Origin of the sequence: Rikenella microfusus DSM 15922 (assembly GCF_000427365.1) — a bacterium.
Classification (GTDB): Bacteria; Bacteroidota; Bacteroidia; order Bacteroidales; family Rikenellaceae; genus Rikenella; species Rikenella microfusus.
Genome location: NZ_KE386488.1, coordinates 284380 through 305910, shown reverse-complemented (window position 1 = coordinate 305910; position 21531 = coordinate 284380). Strand labels below are relative to the sequence as shown.

Sequence of the window (21531 nt, the reverse complement as noted above, 5' to 3'; positions counted from 1 at the left end):
ACGCAGTAGCCGAGAGCCATCGGGCTTGCACGAATGGCCGAGGCACAAGGAGGAAAACGAGCGAAGCGAAGTTAACGGCTGCAACTCACAAAGCTCGTTTGACCCTCGTTGGCTTCGGGCGACAACATATAAATTTAGGTAAGTATATATGACTTTACCCTATATTATGTGCCCGCTTAATTCTCAGTATATTTCGGCCCGCGCCCACCCCTTTAAGCAGAGAAAAGCCCCGATTCGAGTGCCGAGCGGCACCGCAGGGCCGGTTAGGGAGATCATTTCCCGATTCCGGGTAAAGTCGTATATACTTACCTCAATTTAATCGTAGGTTTAATGTCATATCTGTCGCTGGCGAGCGTAGAAAGTAAGTGCCCCGCCGGCATGAAGCAGGACAAAGAACAGCGGGAAGCCCGTTACCGCAACTTTTTCCAAAGCCGCACCAGCCGCAGCGTTCCCACCGGGCATTTCGCGCAGCCGCCCCGGCCGCAATACTCGGTGCAGAGCTGGATCACCGCCTGCGAATCCGACGCGCTCCGCAGGTTGAAAGCCTCCTGCCAGAGCCGCGTGTAACGGTTCGCTTCCGGGGCGACCTCTTCGTAGAGGCCCAGCGCCCGTTCCTGCAACTGCGCGTCGCCCGTGTCTCGTCCCATTGCCGTGAGCAGCGGGATGACGAAATTGATGATCCGCAGGTCCGTTTTCGCAGGGCTGATGCCCGTTTCCGCCGAGCCGAACAGATCGCGTAAAGCGGCCATCCCTCTCTCCGAAGCCGCCTTCAGGCTGTCGGAAAGTACCGGTACCCGCGCGAGCAATGCCGCCGCATGGCTGAGCATCGCCGGCGGGAGCGATGCCGGTCTTACCCCCGCGCCGGCCCACGACACTATCGGTCGGAGCAGCCCGTACTCTTTTTTCAGCGTCAGGTATATATCCTGCAACTCCCGTATCTTCGGGTCGGAAGCCGACGCCACGTTCAGGTATCCCGACTGTCCCATCAGCAACGCCTCGGCCTGCCGTACATCCCCGGCGCAGCGCACGAGACACCGTAATGGGACCGATCGTGCCAATGCTTCGTACGACCGTTTCTGCCCGCCCATACCCAATGAACGGAGATAACAGACATAGGCGGTCTCGTCCCAACAGCCGCCCAGCGAGCGGCGGATGGCCTCCACTTCGGCCGTTTTCCGCCGCAGCCGTTCGGCCGTAAGCCGCGACAGGATCTGTTCCTGCTGCACGCCGGGAAGGGTGGCGAAAAAGCCGGCGCATCCAGTGCCGCCGCGAACCGCTTCGTCGAGCATCTGTCCGTACAGCGCTTCCATTTCCGCCGCCGGCGTCAGTATCAGCGTCCGCACTTCGCGGCCGTCGCGCACCAGCACCCGGTCGCGCTGTCCCACTACATGGAACAACACGGGATCGAAAGCGGGGTCGGTCATCGCCCCGCTTTCGCGCCACAGGGACGAACGGCTGTCGATACGCACGGCCCCGCAGAGCAGGGAGTCGCCATACCGCACCGCGGCATTCGTAAAGTCGGGGCCGGGCGTTACGGCCTCTCCGGGGCCGGCTTCAGGCGCGTAACCCGGGTTTTCGACGCAGACCGCCTGTTCCGGGGCGGCGATGTCGCTGTCCCGGAACAGGCGGTGACCCCATACGAGGGCGATCAGGTCTCTTTTCTGGCTGTCGGTCATCGTCGGTCGGCGGTTGCTGCCGTCAGATAAGGCTGTGCCGCCGCAAGGCGGCACGGTTTTTCGGAAACGCCCGCCCGACGCTCCGCGTAACGGGGCCGGTGCGGGCGGTTTTCCGAACGGTCGGCGGACGGATTATTTCCCGTCGGCAGCGGCATAAAGTTCGGTCAGTTTGGCGACGAGGGCCTCTCCCCGCAGGTTACGCGCCACGATGGTGCCGTCCGGCCCGATCAGTACGTTCGAGGGGATCGAACGAACGCCGTAGGCGGCGGCCGGCACGCAATCCCAGAACCGGAGGTCGCTGACGTTGGTCCAGGTCAGGCCGTCCTTTTCGATGGCCCGGAGCCAGTCGGCACGGCCGTCGGGACGGTCGAGCGAAACGCCGAATACGGTGAATCCCTTGTCTTTGAATTGATTATAGGCGGCTACCACATGCGGGTTTTCCATGCGGCAGGGACGGCACCACGAGGCCCAGAAGTCGAGCAGCACGTAATTGCCCTGTCCGGCGACGGACGAGAGGGCTACGGGCGTGCCGGTCGTGTCGGGCAGGGTGAAGTCGGTGAACTTATGCCCCGGGCTGGTATTTTCCAGCCGGTCGGCCATCTCTTCGACCAGTTGCAGATAGACCGAGCCGCGCAGGGTACTGTCGAATCCGGCCACGTATTCGCGCATCTCCGGGTATTCCATGCCGGGGGTGACGCGGCGGAAAAATACGTAGGCGGCGGCTGCGCTGCCGGGGTTGTTTTTGACGAAATCACGTCCGAAAACGGTTACCTGCGCATAGCTGCGGAGGGTATCCACGGCGTCGAGGTAGCTTTTGTAGAGGTTCTGTTCGGCGGAGCCGCTGACCTGGACGCTGTCGGGTTCTCCTAAGGGGCCGCTCACGGCGATGGGGCTGTTTTCGAGGAAGAACTGGGCGGCGGGCCGCACGGCACTGTCGCCGACGGTGAGCTGGGCGAGCATCGGCAGGGCGATTTCGCCGGAGAAGAGGGCCTGGCCGCCGCTTACCGAAGCGGAGTCGATCACGCGGGGCAGTTTGCCTTGCAGTACGGAGAGGTAAACGGTCTGGCCCTCTTCGAGGCCGTCGAGGACGGCTTTCACCTGGTAGCCTTTCTTGGCGCAGGCGGCGAGCATCAGGGCCGCGGCGCCGAGCAGCAACGTTTTTTTCATGGTTGAGGTCGGTATTGTGTTTGTGTGTTGGTTTGCTGTCTTTGTGTCTGTTTTTCGAACCGTTTCAGCAACTCGCCGGCGGGCTGCGCATGTCGGCCGGTCGCTTTTCGGCGCCTCCATGCCTCTTCGGACTCCTGCGAGAAGGCGGCACCGGCAATTCGCTGCGTTCACCTGACTTTGTCGGGGTTGTTGCTGACAAAGGCGGCCCAGCTTCCGGCGCCGCCGCTGACACCGCTTTCGCCGCGTCGTTCGCCGGCGGCGGTACCGAGGGGGCTGGAGGCTATGTAATAGTGGCACAGGGCTACGGCCAGTCCGTCGGTGGCGTCGAGTTCCTTAGGGGTGGTGCCGATGCCGAGTATTTTTTGCAGCAGGGCGGCGACCTGTTCTTTCGAGGCTCCGCCCTCTCCGGTAATGGCCTGTTTGACGCGCCGGGGCGAGTATTCGAAGACGGGCACGTCCTGTACCAGGGCGGCGGCCATGGCCACGCCCTGCGCGCGGCCGAGCTTGAGCATGCTCTGCACGTTGTCTCCGTAGAACGGGGCTTCGAGGGCCATCTCGTCGGGTCGGTATTCCCTGACGAGGGCGCTGACGCGCTCGAAGATGTGCCGCAGTTTCTGATAGCGGTCGCGGTATTTGCCGAGGGCGACTACGCCGAGCACGCGGCAGCGGGGCACGCCGCCGGATATGTGCAGCACGCCGTAGCCGAGCACGTTGGTGCCGGGGTCGATGCCGATCACAGTCTTCCCTTCCATGGGGTCGGCGGCGACGGCCTGCTCTTCGCGCTGGGCGCGGCTCCTGCGTATAATCATCTTCTGTCTCTTAACAATCGTTCGTTTATTTGCACTGTTCAGGTTCGAGGTGACTGTTCTCTTTGTGAACAAAGAGAACCAGAAAAACTTTTTGAGATGCTGGCGCATCTCCTGAGCCTGCCGGGTACCCTTTTCTTTGAAGGTTTGTCCTGTAACGAATAGGGGACTGTATAATATGATTTATACCCGATTAGCCCCCTATCCGTTACAGGACAAAGAAGCCCGCAATGCAACAAGACTGCGGCGAACTGAGGCGAAACACAGCTGCTCGAAAGTCTTTTTGGTTCTTTTTCTGAAGAAAAAGAACGGTTGCCTCCGGAGCGGGTAGCGATAAAAACGAACGGTTATTTAGCGGCGAGTTGCTCCTGGAGGGCACGGAGTTGTTTGGCAAGTTCCGCGACCTGTTTACGCAGTTCCGGGAGTTGTTTCACCGACGCCTGGATGCGGTGTCCCTCCAATCCGGGATAAGCCGGCGAACCGAACACCGTAACGCCCGGTGTCGGGATATTGTTCGGGATGCCCGACTGCGAGCCGATTTTGACCCCGTCCGCGATCGTGATATGCCCCACGACTCCGACCTGGCCCCCCATCATCACATGGCTGCCCACCTTGGTCGAACCTGCGATGCCGACCTGGGCCGCCATCACCGTGCTCTCGCCGATCACCACGTTGTGGGCCACCTGGATCAGATTGTCCAGTTTCGCCCCCCGGCGGATACGCGTGGAACCCATCGTGGCACGGTCGATCGAACAGTTGGAACCGATCTCGACATCCTCCTCGATCACCACGTTGCCGATCTGGGGGATCTTCTGGAACGAGCCGTCCTCGGTCGGGGCGAAGCCGAAGCCGTCGCCGCCGATCACCGTCCCGCCGTGTACCGTGACCCGGTCGCCGATCACGCACTCTTCGTAAACCTTTACGCCCGGATAGAGCTTGGCGCCCGCGCCGACCCGTACCCGGTCGCCGACATAGACCTGCGGCCAGATTTCGGTTCCGTCGCCCACCGTGGCCCCTTCGCCGACGACCGCGTATTCGCCGATATAGACGTCGGTCCCCACCGTGGCCGACGGGTGGACGAAAGCCAGCGGGCTGATGCCCGTCTTTTTCGGTTTGTTGGCCACATAAAGGTCGAGCAGCGAGGCGAAAGCCTTGTAAGCGTTATCGACGCGAACCAGGGTCAGCCCTTCGGGTAACGGGTGCTGGGCTTTGAAATCGCGGTTCACGATGGCGATCGTGGCGCCCGTGCGGTAGATGTGTTCTTCGTATTTGGGGTTCGAGAGGAAAACGAGGTCGCCGGCTCCCGCCTCTTCGATTTTGGCGACGGAGCTTACCGCGGCCTCCTTGTCTCCTTCGACGGCACCGCCGAGGTATCCGGCGATGATCTCTGCTGTGAATTGCATGGTCGTATCGTGTATGGAATTGTATTTACCGTGTCGTACGGGCGAGCGAGTCGAGCGTCGTGTAGAAAGCCGGATCTTCGCCGGTGAAGCGGGCGACGATGACGCCCTGCGCATCGAGGATCATTTTGGTCGGGAAACCCTCGATGCCGTAGCGCACGGGCACCTCGTCGTCCGCGGCACGCACGTTGATCCACGGAAGCTGTTGCCCGGCGAGGGTTTGTTTCCACACCTGCGGCGTGTCGCCGCAATCGATGCCGACGAATTCGACGGCCGTCCGGTGTTTCGCATAGGCCTCTTTCATGGCGGGCATCCCCTTCATACACCAACCGCACCAGGTGCCCCAGAAGTCGAGCACGACGTATTTTCCCTGCCCGTAGAGGGAAGAGAGGACGAACTCTTTGCCGTCAGCGTCGGGCAGCGTGAAATCGGGGGCGACGGCTCCCGTTTTTACCGTTTCGCGGGCCTGCCGGGAGGCGACCAGTTTGTCGGACAGCTCTTTTTGCAGGTCGAGCCACTCTTTGAGGGGGCCTTGGCGGACGCTTTCGTCGAGCCGGTTATAGAGGCTGTCGAAACCGGCGTCGTTGGGCAGGGTGGTCAGGAAGAAACCGGATACCGGATCGGCCGGGTGCGCGACGATATAATCGGTCTTGATCTTCCGGATACTGTCGCCCAAGTGCCGTATCTGGAGGTAAACGGTGTCGTTGGGATTCCGGCGGTCGGGCGAAATCATCATGGCCGTGGCGCTGAGCATGTCGAGCCGCAGCTGGAGCGGTTCGACGGCCCGGGTCGCTTCCCGCCAGCGTTGCTGGTCGGCCGAACCTTCGAGGGTGTATTCGATCGCTTTGCTTTTGGCGTCGTAGGCAGCTTCGATGCGGGGTCTCTCGCCGGGCAGCAGGAACAGTTCCATGTTTTGCCGGGGGCCGTCGCCGCGGAAGCTCTGCGGAGCGAGGAATATGCGGTAGAGGTGTTCGCCGTCGGGCAGGTCGATGTCGAATTCGGTCTTATCGCCGTTGCGGGTACCGCCGACCAGAACGGTGGTCATATCGCCCCGTTCGCGGACGGTGGCGGGGGTGAACCAGGAGCAGATCAGGCTGTCGTCGGGCATACCGGAGATGCTGACGCTCAGGCGGCTGTCGCCGCTGCCGGAGCAGGCGCCGAGCAGGGCGGCGGAAAGGGCGAATACGGGGACGAGTTTTTTCATGCAGATATGTCGTTTCGTTCGTTTTATTGTCGGCCGGGAACTGATTGTTAGCCCGGAACTTATTGTGGGTCCGGAACGGTTCGTGCCGCTTGCGGGCGGAATATCCGTTCGCCGGGGTCTCTTCGCGTTGCGGATAATCGTAGGGTTATTTTTCATTCGGGTCGGACGCCCGGGAGGGTCCGGGTAGTTACAGCCCGGCTCGAGTGCCGAGCGGCACCGGGCCTCCCGTGGGGAGGTGTCCGGCCCGCCCGCTGGCGCGGAAGCCTAATTCAACCATACTTTTAACTTGCTGCTTCCGCCCGGAGCCAGCGAGGGCGCGACCGCAGGTTGCAGCCGTTAACTTCGCTTCGCTCGTTGTCCTCCTCGCCGCTCGGCCATTCGTGCGAGCCCGATGGCTCTCGCTGGCAGCGTCGGTTCGCCGGGGTGGCTCCGGGCTGATATCGGGAGAACTTTACATAAAATCGTACGGTCATTTTTCATTCGGGTCGGACGTCCGGGAGACCGCCCCGAGCGTGCGAGGGTTGCGGGCCTCCCGTGGGGAGGCGTCCGGCCCGCCCGCTAACGCGGAAACTTGTTTTTATCCGTACGGTTAAACTGTTTTACCTATTCGGCTTTGCGCCCACCCCCCGAAGCCGCAAAGCGGCTTGGGCGCAAAGGCCGGCGATTCTTTCGAATCGCATCAATAAAAACCCTACGGTTTTATGTAAAGTTCTCTCTTGGTCAGCCCGGTTCGGGCGACGGCCGGCGCCTGGCCGTTCCGTCAGAATCTCAGTCCGACGCTGACCGACCAGTTGCTGCTTTTGGCATGGTTCGACCGCTCGTCGGGGATGCGTACCGTGGAGATGTCGTATCGCACGCCGATATCGAACAGACGGGGGAACTGGAAATTGAGTCCCACCGGAATGGTGAGGTCGAACGTCTTGCTGTCGCCCATCAGATCCTGGCTGTGACTGACCGTACCGGTGGGGGTGCCGTGGATATCGTAAACGGTACTGCTCCACTTGTCCTGCGCCCTCACGAGCCAGTTGAACGAAACCCCGGCTTCGATGTTGAGGCCGCCGATCAGGTAGAGTTTGGCCAGAACGGGTATTTTGATGTAGTTGTACGAATAGATATGGTCGCTGTTGGTCATTTTACTGCCCTGGAGCGAATAGAGGGCTTCGGCTTGCAGGCCGACGATGTCGTTCAGCTTGTAACCGGCCATCAGCCCGAAATTCGCGCGCGCACGGGCTTTGGCATAGGTGGTTTTGGTGACGGTGCTGACGTTCAGTCCGGCACGGGGACCCCAGTAGAAACCTTGCGCGGATGCGGTAGGGTATGCCCCGATGCCGAGCAACAGGACGCCGGCGATCGTCCGAAGACGTTTGGTGATCTGCATAGCGGTCGTAGATTGGTTTTAACTTTCAAAGATAGTATTTATTCGGCAGTTTACCGCGCAGCAGTGAGATTTCGGGCGGGATCGCTGCGATTTTCCTTCCGGCGGGACGCTGCGGGCGTTCGGAAACAGGAGACGCGAAATCCGGGCCGGAATTTCCGGGACGGGGCGCCGGCGGCAAAAAGAGGAACGACGCGAAGTCTCGCGCAAGGTGACTTTCTTTTTTTGCCGGAAAACCGCTACCTTTGCGGCACTTGTAAAACAGTTTCAACTAAACCTCACTGAACCGAATAGAGTTATGGGAAGAGCTTTCGAATTCCGCAAGGCGCGTAAGTTCAAGCGCTGGGGCAATATGGCCAAGACCTTCACCCGGCTGGGCAAGGAGATCGTAATCGCCGTCAAGGCGGGCGGCCCCGACCCGGCGGGCAACCCGCGGCTGCGAATGCTGATCCAGACGGCCAAGTCGGAGAACATGCCCAAAGACAACGTCGAACGGGCCATCAAGCGGGCCATCTCGAAAGATACGGACACGGACTATAAGGAGATCCAGTACGACGGCTACGGCCCGTTCGGCATCGCCATCGTGGTGGAGGCGGCCACCAACAACAATACCCGTACGGTGGCCAACGTGCGCAGCTATTTCAATAAGGCGGGCGGTTCGCTGGGCACCACCGGAAGCCTGGATTTCATGTTCGAGCGTAAGTCGGTATTCAAGATCAAGGCGCCCGAAGGGCTGGACCTCGACGAGTTCGAGTTGGAGATGATCGATTACGGAGTGGACGAAGTGTTCACCGAGGAGACCGAGGACGGGACGCCGGAAATCGTCATCTACGGGGCTTACGACGCGTTCAGCAGGATACAGAACTACTTGGAGGAGAAAGGATACGAAATCCTGAGCGGGGAGTTCGAACGCATTCCGAACGACCAGAAAGAGGTGACGCCCGAGCAGCGCGAGGCGATTGAGAAACTGATCGAACGGTTCGAAGAAGACGACGACGTGCAGCGCGTTTATCACAATATGAAGGAGGAGTAATCTCTCTCTCCTGCGGACGGATTTTCGGGCCTCCTGCTTTTCGGAAAAGGCGGGAGGCCCGGATTTTTTTGTGCGAAAATTTGCGGTACCTGCCGGGCACCGGCACAAAGCGTGGGTTTCGCGTGCAGGAGGCAGGAACGGTTTCGGGCAGGCAGCGGACAGTGCGTTCCTGAGAGGGGCCGGAACGTCCGGAAGCTCAGGACCGTTATTTGCTGTCTTCGACCTTACCGAAGTACCCTAAAATATTGAGTTATTCTTTAAAGACTGAAATTATAGTTTTAGTCGAAAAGATTTCGCCTTTGCGTAACGAAACTACGAACGCTCTATAAAAGATTGCTTTTAGTTCGCTGCGCGGCGATGTTGCTGTCGTTGCCGCAGGCGGGAACCGCGAAGAGGCCGTAGCAGTTGCCGGACCCTTCGGGTCTTTTGTCCGGTTTTGCACCGCCTCATACCGCCCGGCGCTGAACCGAAACGGGGTTTGTATTCAGTCGTATATCGCCTTACGATTTTAACTATTGGATTCATAAAAATCGTCGGCTTATGCATTCAAACGGCTCCTTTGGGACAATGCAAACCTTCGCACCCTCGGGGCGGTTTCCCGGTCGCCTGCCCGAAATGAATAAAATTGTACAGTTAAAATACTTTCCCTGTTCGGCTTTGCGACTTTCAGGTCGCACGGGCCGCAGCCTCGCCCCGCGGAGGCCCGCTTGCTCGCAAGGCTCGTTCACGGTCTCACAGGCTGCGCCCCTTAGTAAACAACCGTATGGTTCTTTATAGTCCGGACGCCCGGGAGCGGTTGTGGTTTGGGGTAGTTGCAGTCCGGCTGGAGTGCCCAGCGGCACCAGGCCTCCCGATGAGCAGACCGGAGCCAGCGGAGCCGAAACAAGCGCAGCGCAGTTGCAGGCCGCCGCCCGGGGTGGCTCCGGCCTGACTAAGGGAGAACATTGAAATAAACGTACGATTATTTTTCATTCGAGTCGGACGCCCGGGAAGTCTCGGGTAATTACAGCCCGGCCCCCTGTACCGAGCGGCACCGGGCCTCCCGATGGGGAGGCGTCCGACCCGCCCGCTAACGCGGAAGTCTAATTTAAAAATACTCCCGGCTTTTTACATTGGTATCAAAGTACGGGTTTGCAGCCTCTACAAATAAATGAACGAGGTGAAAACTTAATGGGTACGGTTAATTTTATGGCCGGAGCCAGCGAAGCCAAAACAAGCGCAGCGCAGTTGCAGGCCGCCGTCTGGGGTGGCTCCGGCCTGACCGCTAACGCGGAAATTTAATCTTAACCGTACGGTTAAAATAATAAGTATCCGCGTTAGCGGGCAGACCAGATGTCTTCCCCTTCGGGAGACCCGGTGCCGCTCGGTACTCGAACTGGAGCAGGATCGTTTTAGGGGGTATTGCCCGATTTGGAGTAAGGTCGATGTTTACCTTTCGGGTTTGTTGTCGGAACGATTGCCTGTTTTTCGCGGTTCGCGGAACCGCCGGGTCTCCGTGCCGGACAAATGAAAATCGTCCGGCGCCGAGCCGAAAGGGAAAACCGTTCCGAATATGTTCGGTCGTTAAAGTGTACGATCAGGAAGCTGTATATAGTTGCTTCCGTTTTTCGAAAATTGTACCGTAGGCCCCCTGTCGGAAACGAGGAAAGAGATTAGCGACAGGCGGCGCGGACGACGCCGACCACCGCCCGGCAGAGCGTGCGCAGGTCGGCGTCCGAAATGACATAAGGCGGCATCACGTAGACCAGCCGGCCGAACGGCCGCACCCAGACGCCCGCTTCCACGAACGCCCGCTGGATCGACGCCATCTCTACCGGTTCGGCCGTTTCGACCACTCCGATCGCTCCCAACACCCGCACGTCGCGTATCTTGCCCGCAGGAATGAGCGCACGCAGCGGGGCCAGTTCGTCGCGCAGAATCGTTTCCATCTCCGCTACGCGCGGCAGCAGCCACCCTTCCGACAGCATCGTCAGCGACTCGCAGGCCACCGCGCACGCCAGCGGATTGCCCATGAACGTGGGGCCGTGCATGAACGGGCCGTCGATGCCCCGCGCCACGCGGCCCGCGGCCAATACGGCCGCCAATGTCAGGTAGCCCCCCGTCAGCGCTTTACCCACGCACAGGATGTCGGGTACCGCGTCCGCCCACTCGCAGGCGAACATCCGTCCCGTGCGGCCGAAGCCGGTGGCGATTTCGTCCGCGATCAGCAGCACGTCGTGTTCCCGGCACAGTTTCGCGATCCCTCGGAGATATTCCGGATGGTAGAACCACATGCCTCCGGCCCCTTGCACGATCGGTTCCAGAATGACCGCCGCCAGCGTTCCGCCGTGTCGTTCCAGCGCTTTCCGCATCGGTTCCAGAGCCTCCGGCTCCCAAGGCAATCCGAACGGCACCGTCGGCCTCGGCACGAAATGCTGGACGGCCAGCCGGCCCCGCCAGAGGCTGTGCATCCCTCCGTCGGGATCGCAGACGCTCATGGCGTTCCAGGTGTCGCCGTGGTAACCGCCGCGGATGGTCAGGAATTCGTTCTTTTCCGAGCGGCCCTGCGAGTGCTGCCACTGCATGGCCATTTTCATCGCCACTTCGATCGATACCGATCCGGAATCGGCGAAAAAGACGTATTCGGGTTTGCAGGGATCGTCTTCCGGCAGGTCGGCTCCGGGTACCATAGCCAGCAGCCGGCGCCCCAGTTCGACGGCGGGGCGGTGGGTCAGCCCGCCGAACATGACGTGGGACATCTCGTCTATCTGTCTTTTGGCGGCGGCGTTGAGGCGCGGATGGTTATAGCCGTGCACGGCGCACCACCACGACGACATGCCGTCGATCAGGCTCCGGCCGTCTTCGAGTTCGATGCGCACGCCTTCGGCCCGCCGCACGGGATAGACGGGCAGCGGTTCGACGGCGGAGGTGTAGGGGTGCCACAGGTGGCGGCGGTCCCATTCCAGCAGGGTTGCCGTCTTTTCGTCTCGATATTCGTTCATGGTCGGTTCGGTGTCCGGTTCGTGTTTCAGCGTTCGGATTAGGGTGGAAAACCCTTGTGCGGGACTTTTTGCCGGGGTTATCCGGAGATATTTCAGGCGGGTGTCCCGGAATCGTTGCCGTGGAGATCGCAGGTAACGGGTTATTGTCAATTGACCGGCTGCATCCGGAGGCGACAATGCCGGTCCGTACAGCCTGAGGTTGCAGTTAATCGTACGGTTATTTATCCGCGTAGCGGGCAGGCCGGAGCCACCCCGGGCGGCGGCCTGCAACTGCGCGGTGCTTGTTGCGGCCCCGCTGGCTCCGGCCTTGAATCTTCAAATTAAAAGTACGTATAAAGGGTAAAAGTCGTATATAGTTACCGACCGCTATTTTTTCGTATTGAACCTGTTCATCGCGCGGTCCGGGCCTTCGGCGACGAACGACAGCACCGCCTCGCCCGCCGTTTTCAGCAACTCCGGCAACTGTGCCTTCTCCTGCGCGGTCCATTCGCCCAGCACATAATCCACCTGAGCCCCTTTCGGGAAATCGCCTCCGATACCGAATCGCAGACGGGCATAATTCTGCCCGCCGAGACACTCCGCAATGCTTTTCAAACCGTTGTGCCCCCCGTCCGAACCGCTCTTGCGGATCCGCAGATGGCCGAACGGCAGCGCGATGTCGTCCACCACCACGAATACGTTCTCGGCCGGGATGCGCTCTTTCTGTATCCAGTATCGCACCGCCTTGCCGCTTAGATTCATATAAGTGAACGGTTTGAGCAGGAAAACCTCCTGCCCGCGGTGGCGGAGCGTCGTCACCGCGCCGTAGCGGTCCGAACTGAACGTAGCCCCTGCCGTGCCGGCCAGCGCGTCCGCCACTTTGAATCCTATGTTGTGGCGCGTCTCGGCGTACTCGGCACCGATATTCCCCAGCCCCACGATCAGATATTTCATTTCACGAATCGCATTAAAAAAGGTTCCTGCCCCTCCGCACCCCCGAAAGGGCGGAAAAGCAGGAAACAAAGTTATGCAAGCGGAACCGCAAAAACAAACGCGGCGAACTGCCTGCTAAGGATTTAGGCCTTCGCGGCGGCAGCCTGTGCACCACGAGCGGCACGAGTCATACGGACGGCGCAGATGGCGGTCGAAGCCGGAGTCAGGATCGCCAGACCCGGAATATGCAGGTCGCCCACGAAGATCGATTTGCCGAGGCCCAGCGAAGTCACGTCCACTTCCACGGTGTCGGGCAGGTCTTTCACCAGCGCTGAAACGCGCAGTTTGCGTTTGCTGAGGGTCAGCTTACCGCCGAGTTTGACGCCTTCCGAGTTACCGGTCAGCACCACCGGCAGGTCGATGGCCACCGGTTTGGCTTCGTCCACGCGGTAGAAATCCACGTGAAGCACGTCGCCCGTCACCGGATGATACTGCACTTCGCGCATCACGGCCAGCTCTTTTTTGCCGTCGATATCGAAATTCACCAAATAAGAGTGCGGCGTGTAGATCAGCTGCTTGAATTCCGAAGCCGGAACCGAGAAATGGATCGTTTCGCCGCTGCCGTAGATGACGCACGGCACGTTGCCCGCGCGGCGTACCGCACCGGTGCTCTTCTTGCCGAATTCGGTACGCGGGGTACCTTTGATTTCCAGAGTTTTCATACTTTAAAGGTTGAAAAACATTAACAAACGGGACGTTACTCAGTCGATCCCCGGCAATGAAGACCGCCCCCATCACGTCCTATCTTTCGGCTCCACGGCCGAAAGCGCGGCAAAGGTACGAAAAAATTCCTGACAAGACCAATTATCTGCGCTCATATACCGGACATGGCCGGCGATAATCTGCCTCTGCCGATCCGGCGCCGGACGGCATGAGGCGGTACAAACCCGGAGGGGCCGGCGCGGGCCGAAAAAGCAGCGGATAAATGGTCTGCAGATCGACAGGTATCCGACTCAGGCAGGCACGGCTTTACTCTTTGGGTAACTACGTACGACTTTACCCTAATTTATATGCGTGCTTGATTCTCAGTATATTTCGGCCCGCGTCCGCCTCCTTAAGCAGAGCAAAGCCCCGGTCCCCTGTGCCATACCGGCCTGAGCCGGCCGGAAAAGCCTCCGGATACGGCAATCATATTATATGAAAACCGCGCCCCCGTCTTCCGACGGCAGGCGCGGTCCCCTGATCGTACCGGAGAAAAGCCGTTTTAAAGCGTATCTTCGTACCGTTTCTCGATCACCTTCCAATCCACCAGGTTCCACAGGGCGGACAGGAAATCTGGCCGGCGGTTCTGGTAATCCAGATAATAGGCGTGCTCCCATACGTCCGCCGTCAGGAGCGGAACCGCCCCGTTTTTGAGCGGGTTATGCGCATTCGGCCCCTGCGTGATCTCCAGCTGGCCGTCCGGTTTCACCGACAGCCACGCCCAGCCCGAACCGAAAAGCGTGGCCCCGGCCTTCGCGAACGCCTCTTTGAAAGCCGCGAACGAACCGAAATGCCTGTCGATCGCTTCGGCAAGCGCTCCGCCCGGTTCCTTTTTGCCGTTCGGCGCCAGTTGGAAAAAGAAAAAGATATGGTTCCACGCCTGCGCCGCATTGTTGTAAATCGGCCCGTCCGACTTGCGCACGATCTCCTCCAGCGTGTCGTTTTCCAGCGGCGTGCCCTCGATCAGGCCGTTCAGGTTGTTGATGTAGGCCGCTTCGTGTTTTCCCCAGTGGAATTCTATGGTACGTGCGCTCATGGTCGGTTCCAGTGCATTGACCGGATAAGGCAGAGCAGGAAGTTCGAATTTCATAATATACAGTTTTTAGTGTGGTTGAATGATTGTCGATTCTTAAAGAGCAAAATCCGTTCCAAATCCCTACCTTTACCGGCATAAAGTACGGAACCGAGCTATGAAACGCATTTGCCTTTTTTCCCTTTTCCTCCTTTCGGTCCTCGCCGGCGCGGTCTCCTGCGGCGGCGACGGCGGGTCCCGGACGGACGACGACACGCTGCGGCCGTTGTACGAAACCCGCCACGCGCAACGGTTCGCGCTGCTGACCGATGACCGGGGCCCCGTTCTGCGTGTCATGAATCCGTGGCAGGGAGCCGACAGCGTGGCGTACGACTACCGTCTGGTGGCCGACACCGCCGCCGTGCTGCGATCGGGCGAAATCCGCTGGCCGATCCGGTCGGCCGTCTGCATGTCCTCGACCCACGTCGCTTTCCTCGATGCCGTGGGACGCGCGGATGCCGTGAAAGGAGTATCCGGGCTGGATTTCATCACCAACCCGGCGGTGCATGCCGCCGGAGCGAAAGAGGTGGGATACGACAATAATCTCGATTACGAGACCATCGTCGCCTTGCGTCCGGATGTCGTGTTCATGTACGGTCTGACGGGCGAGAATGCGGCGGCGGCCAAATTGAGGCAGCTGGGCGTGCCGGTCGTGTATATCTCCGACTATCTGGAGAACGACCCGTTGGGGCGTGCCGAATGGATCGTACCGTTCGGATTGCTCGCAGGACGGATGGAGCAGGCGGTGGAGCGGTTCATGCACACGGAGAACGAGTATAACACCCTCGGCGAACGGGTGGCGTCGCAGGTCGGGAAACGGCCCGGGGTCATGCTCAATGCGCCGTACAAGGATGTGTGGTACCTGCCGGGCGACCGGAGCTACATGGTGCGTTTGCTGGAGGATGCGGGGGGCGATTACCTCGGCAAAGGGGAGGATACGGACGTAAGCCGCCCGGTGAGTGCTGAAAAGGCATTACTGATGATGGCCGATGCCGATTTCTGGTTGGGGCCGGGCATGGCGCAGAATATGGCGCAGCTCAAGGCCGACAACCGGCGCTTCGCCGATCTGCCCGTGGTGCGGCGGGGCGACGTGTATAACAACAACGCCCGGACCACGCCGACGGGGGGCAGCGATTTCTGGGAATCGGGGGCGGTACGGCCGGATGTGGTGCTGGCCGACCTGGTGCGTATCCTGCATCCGGAACTGCTGCCGGATCACGAATTGTACTATTTCCGGAAACTGGAATAACCCGTCCCGGCGTTCCGACGGAGCTGCGATGGCTGAACTCACGGGCTCCGACTGGTAACAAACTGTACAGTTAGATTTTATGTTTGCCAAGGGCAGCAGCCTGCGGGGAACGCAACAATCGCGTGAGCGATTGATTTTGCGGGCCTCCGCTGCGGGAGGCTGCGGCCCGCGCGACCATAGGTCGCAGACTAACATAAACGTTACGATTTTAATGTACGGTTTAATACCATAATATCGGCTTTGCGCCCACCCCTCGAAGCCGCAAAGCGACTTGGGCGCAACGGCCGGCGATTCTTTCGAATCGCATCAATAAAAACCGTACGGTTATTTATCTGCGTAGCGGCCAGCCCGGAGCCACCCCCGGCGAACCGACGCAGTAGCCGAGAGCCATCGGGCTCGCACGAATGGCCGAGGCACAAGGAGGAACCGAGCAGCGTACCGAGACCTAAAGGCCGCTTGCGGACTTTGGCGAGGTAGCGCGAGGAAGCCGCCAGGCAAAACGAGCGAAGCGAAGTTAACGGCTGCAACTCGCAAAGCTCGTTTGGGCCTCGCTGGCTCCGGCCATAATATTTAACTTTATTGTTTTATGGTCGGCGGTGCGGCTAACCGCAGACCGAGCGACCGGATTCTGCGGAATAAGAGGGGGAGGGAGAGTGCCGGACCCAATAATTGTAACCGAAATATCAATACCCGATATGCGGCGGACGGAACCGAAAAGCGTGGGCGAATTGCTCGGCGAATTTTTCAGGGAGCGGGCTTTGGGCCCCGCTTCGATGGAGGGGCGGGCCGTGGAATTGTGGGCCGAAGCGGCAGGCGGATATGTCGCGCGCTGTACCGAAGACGTCTATATCCGGAACGGCGTGCTCTACGTCAGCTTCTCGTCGTCGGCAGTACGCGCCGAAGTCTTCATGCGCCGCAAACAGCTCGCCGCGCAGATCAACGCCCTGCTGCGTGCCAAAATCGTACGGAATATCGTCGTGCGCTGAAACGGCGCACGGAAAGATCAATGCAAAACGACCTATGAAAATCAGTATCGTCATTCCGGTTTATAACGTGGCTCCCTGGATCGGAGCATGCCTGAGATCGGTATTCGCGGGAGGGCGGGATTCGGCGGAAAACTCCCTGGAGTGCATCGTGGTGGACGACTGCGGCACGGACGACTCGATGACGACGGTGGAGGCCCTGGCCCCCGAAGCGAAACAGTGCGGCATATCGTTCCATATCGTGAGCCATATCCGCAACCGGGGACAGGCCGCCGCCCGCAATACCGGAACGGCGGTGGCTACCGGAGACTATATCTTCTATCTGGACGGCGACGACGCTCTGGAACCGCGTGCTCTGGCTTCGATGGCGTCAGTCGCGGAATGCGCCGATTTTCCGGACTGGGTGCAGGGCAACTACCGCCGGGTAACCGCGTCGGGCGCGGTGAAAGAGGATACGGTCTATTTCAACCCCGCCGAACCGGTCTATGGCAGTCGGGAAGCCGTTGTCCGCAATTTCGGCCGGCTCAACTTTTCCAACGCGACCAACAAACTGATCAGGCTGGATTTCATCCGGGAAAACGGGCTGGAATTCCGCGACGGGCTGATCTACGAAGACGCGTTATGGTGCATGCAGGCATACGAAGTCGTGGAGCGGATAGCCACCCTCGGGCAGGTCACCTACCGGCACAACCTGCGCGAAGGATCGACCATGCGCAGCGCCATGACCCGGACCAAGATGGATTCGCTGCTCTATATCGTGCAGTACCTTGCGGGGGCGCCGCGGGACGTCAATGTGGAGCGTCAGGCCGTAACCAATGCGGTATACGGTATGAAGCACCTGTATCTCTCGCCGCTGGGCCGGGCGTACCGCAAACGGTGGATGGCGGCCTTGTGGGAGACCGGCGTGCAGCATATGGAGACGGCAGGGGCCGGATTGCAGCCGCTGAGCCGGCTGGTGGCGGGGGCGTTCCGTTTCCGTCCGCTCGGGGCGAGGCTTTACCTCAGCCTGCTGCTATGGTGCTACGGCATATTCCTGAGCTTTAGAAAACAGCGCGGAAAGGCATGATACGGACAGGCATCGTAATCGTCAGCTATAATACGTGCGACCTGCTGCGGGACTGCCTGCGGTCGGTATTCGCACAGACAGACAGACAGAAGGAAGGCGGGTTCCGGGTCGTCGTGGTGGACAACGGTTCGGAGGACGGATCGGCGCAGATGGTGCGTCGCGAATTTCCGGAGACGTTGTGCGTGGAGGCGGAAGAGAATCTGGGTTTCGGGCGGGCCAACAACCTGGGGGTCGAACGGCTCGAAGCTCTTTACGGCCGGGCGGAGTACCTGTTTTTCCTGAATCCCGACACGGTGCTGCTCAACGACGCCGTGGGGATATTGGCCGGCTTTCTGGACCGCCGCCCGGAGGCGGCGGTCGCGGGCGGGAACCTGTACGGAGCTGACGGCGTGTCGCCGGCCCAGTCGTTTTCGCCCGTGCACGGCCTGGGCTGGGAACTGACGGGGCTGATGCCCGAAGGTTTCAAACGGTTGGTATGGCCTGCCGGAACGTGGTTCAATTACGGTACGGAGCCGCGGCGGGTGGGCTACGTCTCCGGAGCGGACCTGATGGTGCGGCGGGAGGCTTTGGACGGCAAACCGGCGTTCGACCCGGATTTCTTCATGTATTACGAAGACATGGAGCTGTGCGTGCGTCTGCGCCGGGACGGGTGGGGCGTGTGGTCGGTGCCGCAGGCGCGGATCGTTCATCTGGCAGGGCAGTCCTGCGCGGTGTCGAAACGCAAGTTCCGGATGTTGTCCGAGGCGAAGTACATCTATTACGGGAAGGTGCGCGGCCGGTTTTACGCGCGGGCGGTTTACGCGCTGACGCAGGCGGGGTACCGGTGCCACGAACGGCTGGGACGGCTGACGCGGAACGCGGCCAAAAGCGGGCGGTACGGAGAGTGGGCGGCGGCGAACCGCAGCGCGTGGAGACATTTTACCGAAGGGATCTAAATACCGGGGATTGCCGATGTCGAGGGTATCGTACAGCATCAAGAATGTGAAGGTGTCGCTGACGTTTTATATGTTGGTGCTGCTGCTCAATTTCTTTTCGCGGCGTATTTTTCTCGAGACGCTGGGCAACGATCTGGTGGGGCTGTCCGAAACGGTGATGGGGTACATCGGGTTCCTGAATCTGGCGGAGATGGGGATTCCGGTGGCGATCGCCAACGTGCTGTATGCCCCTCTTTTCCGCGACGACCGGGAGCGGGTGACCGAACTGGTGTCGCTGCTGGGATGGCTGCTCCGTCTGGTCGGGATACTGATCGCGGCGGCGGGCCTGGTTTTCGCCGTTTTCATTCCGTGGATTTTCGCCAGGGAGATCGCCGCGGGCCTGGACGCGGGGGTGATTTATGCGGCTTATTTCACCTTCCTGATCACGACGCTGTTGAGCTATCTGGTCAATTACAAGCAGAACCTGCTGGTGGCGGACCAGAAAGGGTACGAGGTGGCCAGGGTGTTCAACTTGTGCCTGATCGCGAAAGTGCTGTTGCAGATGGCCTTGCTGAAATGGGCGGGAGCCGGTTACCTGTCGTGGCTGTTGCTGGAGGTGGTGTTCGGGGTGGTTTTCGCCGTGTGGCTGGAAGCGGTGATGCGGCGGGTCTATCCGTGGCTGCGTTCGTCGCCCCGGCTCGGCCGGGGCGTGGTGCGCAAATACCGGGAGGTGTTCGCAGGGGTGAAACGTATCTTTTCGCACCGGATCGCCGGTTTCGTGCTCACGCAGTCGGACAAACTGGTGGTCGCGCAGACCCTCTCGCTGACCGCGGTGACTTTCTATACGAATTATTCCCTGATCATCAACCGAGTGACGGCGTTTATCACGGCGACGCTGCAAAACAGTTACGCGGGGGTCGGCAATCTGGTGGCCGAGGGGGACCGCGGGAAAATCAAACTGGTATTCTGGCAGTTCAATGCCATGTATTTCTGGTTGGGGGGGACGCTGGCGTTCGGGTTCTACATGCTGGTCAATCCGTTCATCGAACTGTGGCTGCCTCCGGACAGGTACGAGCTGTTTTCGGGGTTGATCGTGCTGATGCTGGTGGGGACGCTGTTCGTCGGGCTGGTGCGCCAGACGGTGCAATATTTCCTGAATGCCTACGGGCTGTACCATGACGTATGGGCGGCCTGGACGGAGGCGGGGTTGAATGTGGCGGTGTCGGTCTGGGCCTGTCTGCATTACGGCGTGGCGGGGGTGATCGTGGGCAAGTTGCTGAGCACGGGGTTGTTCATGCTGTTGTGGAAGCCGTATTTCCTGTACCGCAGGGGCTTTAAGGAGTCGTCGGCGGAGTATTGGCTGACGCTGGCCAAGTATTTCGCCCTGATTGCGGGGACCTGGTTGCTGGTGGGGTGGGTCGTCGGTCTGGGCTGGCTGCCGCCGATGACCACGTGGGGCGGCTGGGCGGTCAATGCGCTGGCGGTTCCGCTGCTTTACGGGCTGGTCTGCGGGGGGGCGATGTACGCCGGCTCGGAAGGAATGCGTTGTTTCGTCAGGCTGGCGGCGGGGCTGGTGCGGGGCGCCGTGGCGAAACGGAGACGATAAGTCGTCCTTCTCTTCTGCGGGCGGGGCGCCGCCGTTTTTTACGATACGGCGTTTCTTTGCCGCCCTGCGGACGGGACGGCGATGGCATGGTCGGTACGTTCGTTGCGGGACTTCCCCGCTCAGAATTGTATATAGTTGCCAAAAAGGTATCTTTGCAGAATAACTTTCGCGGGGGACAGAGATGTTTCTGGAACGGATTTCGATACTGAATTTTAAAAATATACCGGAGGCGGAGCTGGAGTTCTCGGCCAATGTGAATTGCCTGGTGGGGGACAACGGCACGGGGAAGACGAACCTGGTGGATGCGGTGTGGTACTTGTCGATGAGCAAGAGCGCGGTGGGGCTGACCGACGGGCAATCGATCCGGCACGGGGAAGATTTCTTCATGCTGGACGGCCGCTATTCGCTCGGCGGAGGAGAGCGGCGCGAGGCGGTGGTGTGCAGCTTCAGGCGGGGCGGCGGCAAGGTCATCAAACGGAACGGCAAGGAGTACGACCGGGTTACGGAGCATATCGGACTGCTGCCGATCGTGATGGTATCGCCGGGCGATACGGCGTTGATCCACGAGTCGGGCGAGGAGCGCCGCCGGTTTCTCAATTCGTTCCTTTCGCAGACGGACCGGGAGTACCTGACGGCGATGGTGAAGTACAACCGGCTGTTGCAGGAGCGCAACCGGTTGCTCAAAACGGGGCCTCTGACGGGATTCGACGAGATTCTGGAGGTGCTGGACATGCAGCTGGAGCAGACGGGGACGCTGGTGTACCGCAAGCGGGCGGAGATGGTCGGGAGGCTGGCGCCGAAGGTGGCGGAGTATTACGCGGTCTTGTCGTCGGATCGGGAGGAGGTAGAGGTGTCGTACCGTTCGGAGCTGGCGGAGGCGCCTTTCGGGGAGCTGCTGGCGGCTTCGCGGGAGAGGGACCGGATCTGCGGGTTCACGAATTGCGGGGTGCACCGCGACGACATGAAGCTGGAGATTATGGGGTTCCCGATCCGCAAATACGGTTCGCAGGGGCAGCAGAAGTCGATGTTGCTGGCGCTGAAGCTGGCACAGTTCGACATTATCCGGGAGTTGAGGGGGGTAAAACCGATCCTGCTGTTGGACGATGTGTTCGATAAGCTGGATATGGCACGGGTGGAACAGCTGATCGGAATGGTGTCGTCGGATCGTTTCGGCCAGATTTTCATTACGGACAGCAACAAGGTGCGGCTGGAGGGGATTTTGGCGAAAATGACGGAGAATTACAAGCTGTTCGGGGTCGGCGGGGGAACGTTCACTGAGTTGTAGCCGCGACGGGCGGCACGGTGTGCGGCAACTGAGGCGTGTC

The 21531-nt window shown here is 60.3% G+C and carries 17 protein-coding genes and 1 pseudogene; 7 read left to right on the top strand and 11 right to left on the bottom strand.

Translation table 11 applies throughout. The features are described 5' to 3' along the window. Positions 1 to 410: 410 nt before the first annotated feature. The 7 genes from RIKMI_RS0102170 to RIKMI_RS15070 all read right to left on the bottom strand — a co-directional run bounded on the left by RIKMI_RS0102170 (position 411) and on the right by RIKMI_RS15070 (position 7899). Positions 411 to 1676 carry a DUF2851 family protein gene (locus RIKMI_RS0102170; RefSeq protein WP_027290282.1) on the bottom strand — a complete coding sequence of 422 codons (1266 nt, stop codon included), beginning with the start codon at positions 1674 to 1676 and terminating at the stop codon, positions 411 to 413. 132 nt (positions 1677 to 1808) lie between these two features. Continuing rightward, the gene (locus RIKMI_RS0102160) at positions 1809 to 2843 is read right to left on the bottom strand and encodes a TlpA disulfide reductase family protein (RefSeq protein ID WP_027290281.1); all 1035 of its coding nucleotides are present in this window, start codon (positions 2841 to 2843) and stop codon (positions 1809 to 1811) included. A gap of 167 nt (positions 2844 to 3010) precedes the next feature. Next, positions 3011 to 3595: a crossover junction endodeoxyribonuclease RuvC gene (gene ruvC / locus RIKMI_RS0102155; RefSeq protein WP_051214549.1), complete on the bottom strand. Its 585-nt coding sequence runs from the start codon at positions 3593 to 3595 to the stop codon at positions 3011 to 3013. A gap of 401 nt (positions 3596 to 3996) precedes the next feature. Beyond that, entirely contained in the window at positions 3997 to 5052 is a 1056-nt protein-coding gene (gene lpxD / locus RIKMI_RS0102150) for a UDP-3-O-(3-hydroxymyristoyl)glucosamine N-acyltransferase (RefSeq protein ID WP_027290279.1), read from the bottom strand. A 25-nt stretch (positions 5053 to 5077) separates the two neighbouring features. Further along, on the bottom strand, positions 5078 to 6253 hold the full coding sequence (locus tag RIKMI_RS14200; RefSeq protein WP_051214249.1) for a TlpA family protein disulfide reductase: 1176 nt from the start codon (positions 6251 to 6253) through the stop codon (positions 5078 to 5080). A gap of 760 nt (positions 6254 to 7013) precedes the next feature. After that, positions 7014 to 7631: a porin family protein gene (locus tag RIKMI_RS0102140; RefSeq protein WP_027290278.1), complete on the bottom strand. Its 618-nt coding sequence runs from the start codon at positions 7629 to 7631 to the stop codon at positions 7014 to 7016. Positions 7632 to 7656: 25 nt separating this feature from the next. Then, positions 7657 to 7899, bottom strand: coding sequence for a hypothetical protein (locus RIKMI_RS15070; RefSeq protein ID WP_027290277.1), 243 nt, complete (start codon positions 7897 to 7899; stop codon positions 7657 to 7659). Between the two features lie 27 nt (positions 7900 to 7926). Between RIKMI_RS15070 and RIKMI_RS0102130 the strand changes: the two genes are divergently transcribed. Continuing rightward, entirely contained in the window at positions 7927 to 8661 is a 735-nt protein-coding gene (locus tag RIKMI_RS0102130; protein WP_027290276.1) for a YebC/PmpR family DNA-binding transcriptional regulator, read from the top strand. 1652 nt (positions 8662 to 10313) lie between these two features. Here the strand turns inward: RIKMI_RS0102130 and bioA are convergent. The 4 genes and pseudogenes from bioA to RIKMI_RS0102105 form a co-directional block, all read right to left on the bottom strand. Next, positions 10314 to 11603, bottom strand: a pseudogene (gene bioA / locus RIKMI_RS12715) (adenosylmethionine--8-amino-7-oxononanoate transaminase); the annotation flags it as partial. A 405-nt stretch (positions 11604 to 12008) separates the two neighbouring features. After that, positions 12009 to 12575: an aminoacyl-tRNA hydrolase gene (gene pth / locus RIKMI_RS0102115; protein ID WP_027290275.1), complete on the bottom strand. Its 567-nt coding sequence runs from the start codon at positions 12573 to 12575 to the stop codon at positions 12009 to 12011. 122 nt (positions 12576 to 12697) lie between these two features. Further along, positions 12698 to 13276, bottom strand: a complete 579-nt coding sequence (locus RIKMI_RS0102110; protein ID WP_027290274.1) for a 50S ribosomal protein L25/general stress protein Ctc — start codon at positions 13274 to 13276, stop codon at positions 12698 to 12700. Between the two features lie 542 nt (positions 13277 to 13818). Continuing rightward, positions 13819 to 14406 (bottom strand): superoxide dismutase, encoded by a 588-nt coding sequence (locus RIKMI_RS0102105; protein ID WP_027290273.1) that lies wholly within the window; start codon positions 14404 to 14406, stop codon positions 13819 to 13821. A 100-nt stretch (positions 14407 to 14506) separates the two neighbouring features. Between RIKMI_RS0102105 and RIKMI_RS0102100 the strand changes: the two genes are divergently transcribed. The 6 genes from RIKMI_RS0102100 (at position 14507) to recF (ending at position 21491) form a co-directional block, all read left to right on the top strand. Next, complete coding sequence (locus RIKMI_RS0102100) at positions 14507 to 15637, top strand: ABC transporter substrate-binding protein (protein ID WP_027290272.1); 1131 nt, start codon at positions 14507 to 14509, stop codon at positions 15635 to 15637. Between the two features lie 695 nt (positions 15638 to 16332). Continuing rightward, positions 16333 to 16623, top strand: a complete 291-nt coding sequence (locus RIKMI_RS0102095) for a DciA family protein (RefSeq protein ID WP_027290271.1) — start codon at positions 16333 to 16335, stop codon at positions 16621 to 16623. A gap of 34 nt (positions 16624 to 16657) precedes the next feature. Further along, positions 16658 to 17686 (top strand): glycosyltransferase family 2 protein, encoded by a 1029-nt coding sequence (locus RIKMI_RS0102090; RefSeq protein WP_027290270.1) that lies wholly within the window; start codon positions 16658 to 16660, stop codon positions 17684 to 17686. Next, positions 17683 to 18621, top strand: a complete 939-nt coding sequence (locus RIKMI_RS12710) for a glycosyltransferase family 2 protein (protein ID WP_051214247.1) — start codon at positions 17683 to 17685, stop codon at positions 18619 to 18621. Before RIKMI_RS0102090 ends, RIKMI_RS12710 begins: the two co-directional genes overlap by 4 nt. 16 nt (positions 18622 to 18637) lie before the next feature. Further along, positions 18638 to 20206 (top strand): lipopolysaccharide biosynthesis protein, encoded by a 1569-nt coding sequence (locus RIKMI_RS12705; protein WP_051214244.1) that lies wholly within the window; start codon positions 18638 to 18640, stop codon positions 20204 to 20206. Between the two features lie 181 nt (positions 20207 to 20387). After that, entirely contained in the window at positions 20388 to 21491 is a 1104-nt protein-coding gene (gene recF / locus RIKMI_RS12700; protein WP_037291349.1) for a DNA replication/repair protein RecF, read from the top strand. The last annotated feature ends 40 nt before the right edge of the window (positions 21492 to 21531 follow it).

Excerpts from the sequence above, each read along its gene's own strand:
- pth (WP_027290275.1), bottom strand. The coding sequence starts at position 12,575 with ATGAAATATCTGATCGTGGGGCTGGGGAATATCGGTGCCGAGTACGCC.
- RIKMI_RS0102110 (WP_027290274.1), bottom strand. The coding sequence starts at position 13,276 with ATGAAAACTCTGGAAATCAAAGGTACCCCGCGTACCGAATTCGGCAAG.
- RIKMI_RS12705 (WP_051214244.1), top strand. The coding sequence starts at position 18,638 with ATGTCGAGGGTATCGTACAGCATCAAGAATGTGAAGGTGTCGCTGACG.
- lpxD (WP_027290279.1), bottom strand. The coding sequence starts at position 5,052 with ATGCAATTCACAGCAGAGATCATCGCCGGATACCTCGGCGGTGCCGTC.
- ruvC (WP_051214549.1), bottom strand. The coding sequence starts at position 3,595 with ATGGAAGGGAAGACTGTGATCGGCATCGACCCCGGCACCAACGTGCTC.
- RIKMI_RS0102095 (WP_027290271.1), top strand. The coding sequence starts at position 16,333 with ATGCGGCGGACGGAACCGAAAAGCGTGGGCGAATTGCTCGGCGAATTT.
- RIKMI_RS0102160 (WP_027290281.1), bottom strand. The coding sequence starts at position 2,843 with ATGAAAAAAACGTTGCTGCTCGGCGCCGCGGCCCTGATGCTCGCCGCC.
- RIKMI_RS14200 (WP_051214249.1), bottom strand. The coding sequence starts at position 6,253 with ATGAAAAAACTCGTCCCCGTATTCGCCCTTTCCGCCGCCCTGCTCGGC.
- RIKMI_RS0102140 (WP_027290278.1), bottom strand. The coding sequence starts at position 7,631 with ATGCAGATCACCAAACGTCTTCGGACGATCGCCGGCGTCCTGTTGCTC.
- RIKMI_RS12710 (WP_051214247.1), top strand. The coding sequence starts at position 17,683 with ATGATACGGACAGGCATCGTAATCGTCAGCTATAATACGTGCGACCTG.
- RIKMI_RS0102105 (WP_027290273.1), bottom strand. The coding sequence starts at position 14,406 with ATGAAATTCGAACTTCCTGCTCTGCCTTATCCGGTCAATGCACTGGAA.
- RIKMI_RS0102170 (WP_027290282.1), bottom strand. The coding sequence starts at position 1,676 with ATGACCGACAGCCAGAAAAGAGACCTGATCGCCCTCGTATGGGGTCAC.
- RIKMI_RS0102090 (WP_027290270.1), top strand. The coding sequence starts at position 16,658 with ATGAAAATCAGTATCGTCATTCCGGTTTATAACGTGGCTCCCTGGATC.
- RIKMI_RS0102100 (WP_027290272.1), top strand. The coding sequence starts at position 14,507 with ATGAAACGCATTTGCCTTTTTTCCCTTTTCCTCCTTTCGGTCCTCGCC.
- recF (WP_037291349.1), top strand. The coding sequence starts at position 20,388 with ATGTTTCTGGAACGGATTTCGATACTGAATTTTAAAAATATACCGGAG.
- RIKMI_RS0102130 (WP_027290276.1), top strand. The coding sequence starts at position 7,927 with ATGGGAAGAGCTTTCGAATTCCGCAAGGCGCGTAAGTTCAAGCGCTGG.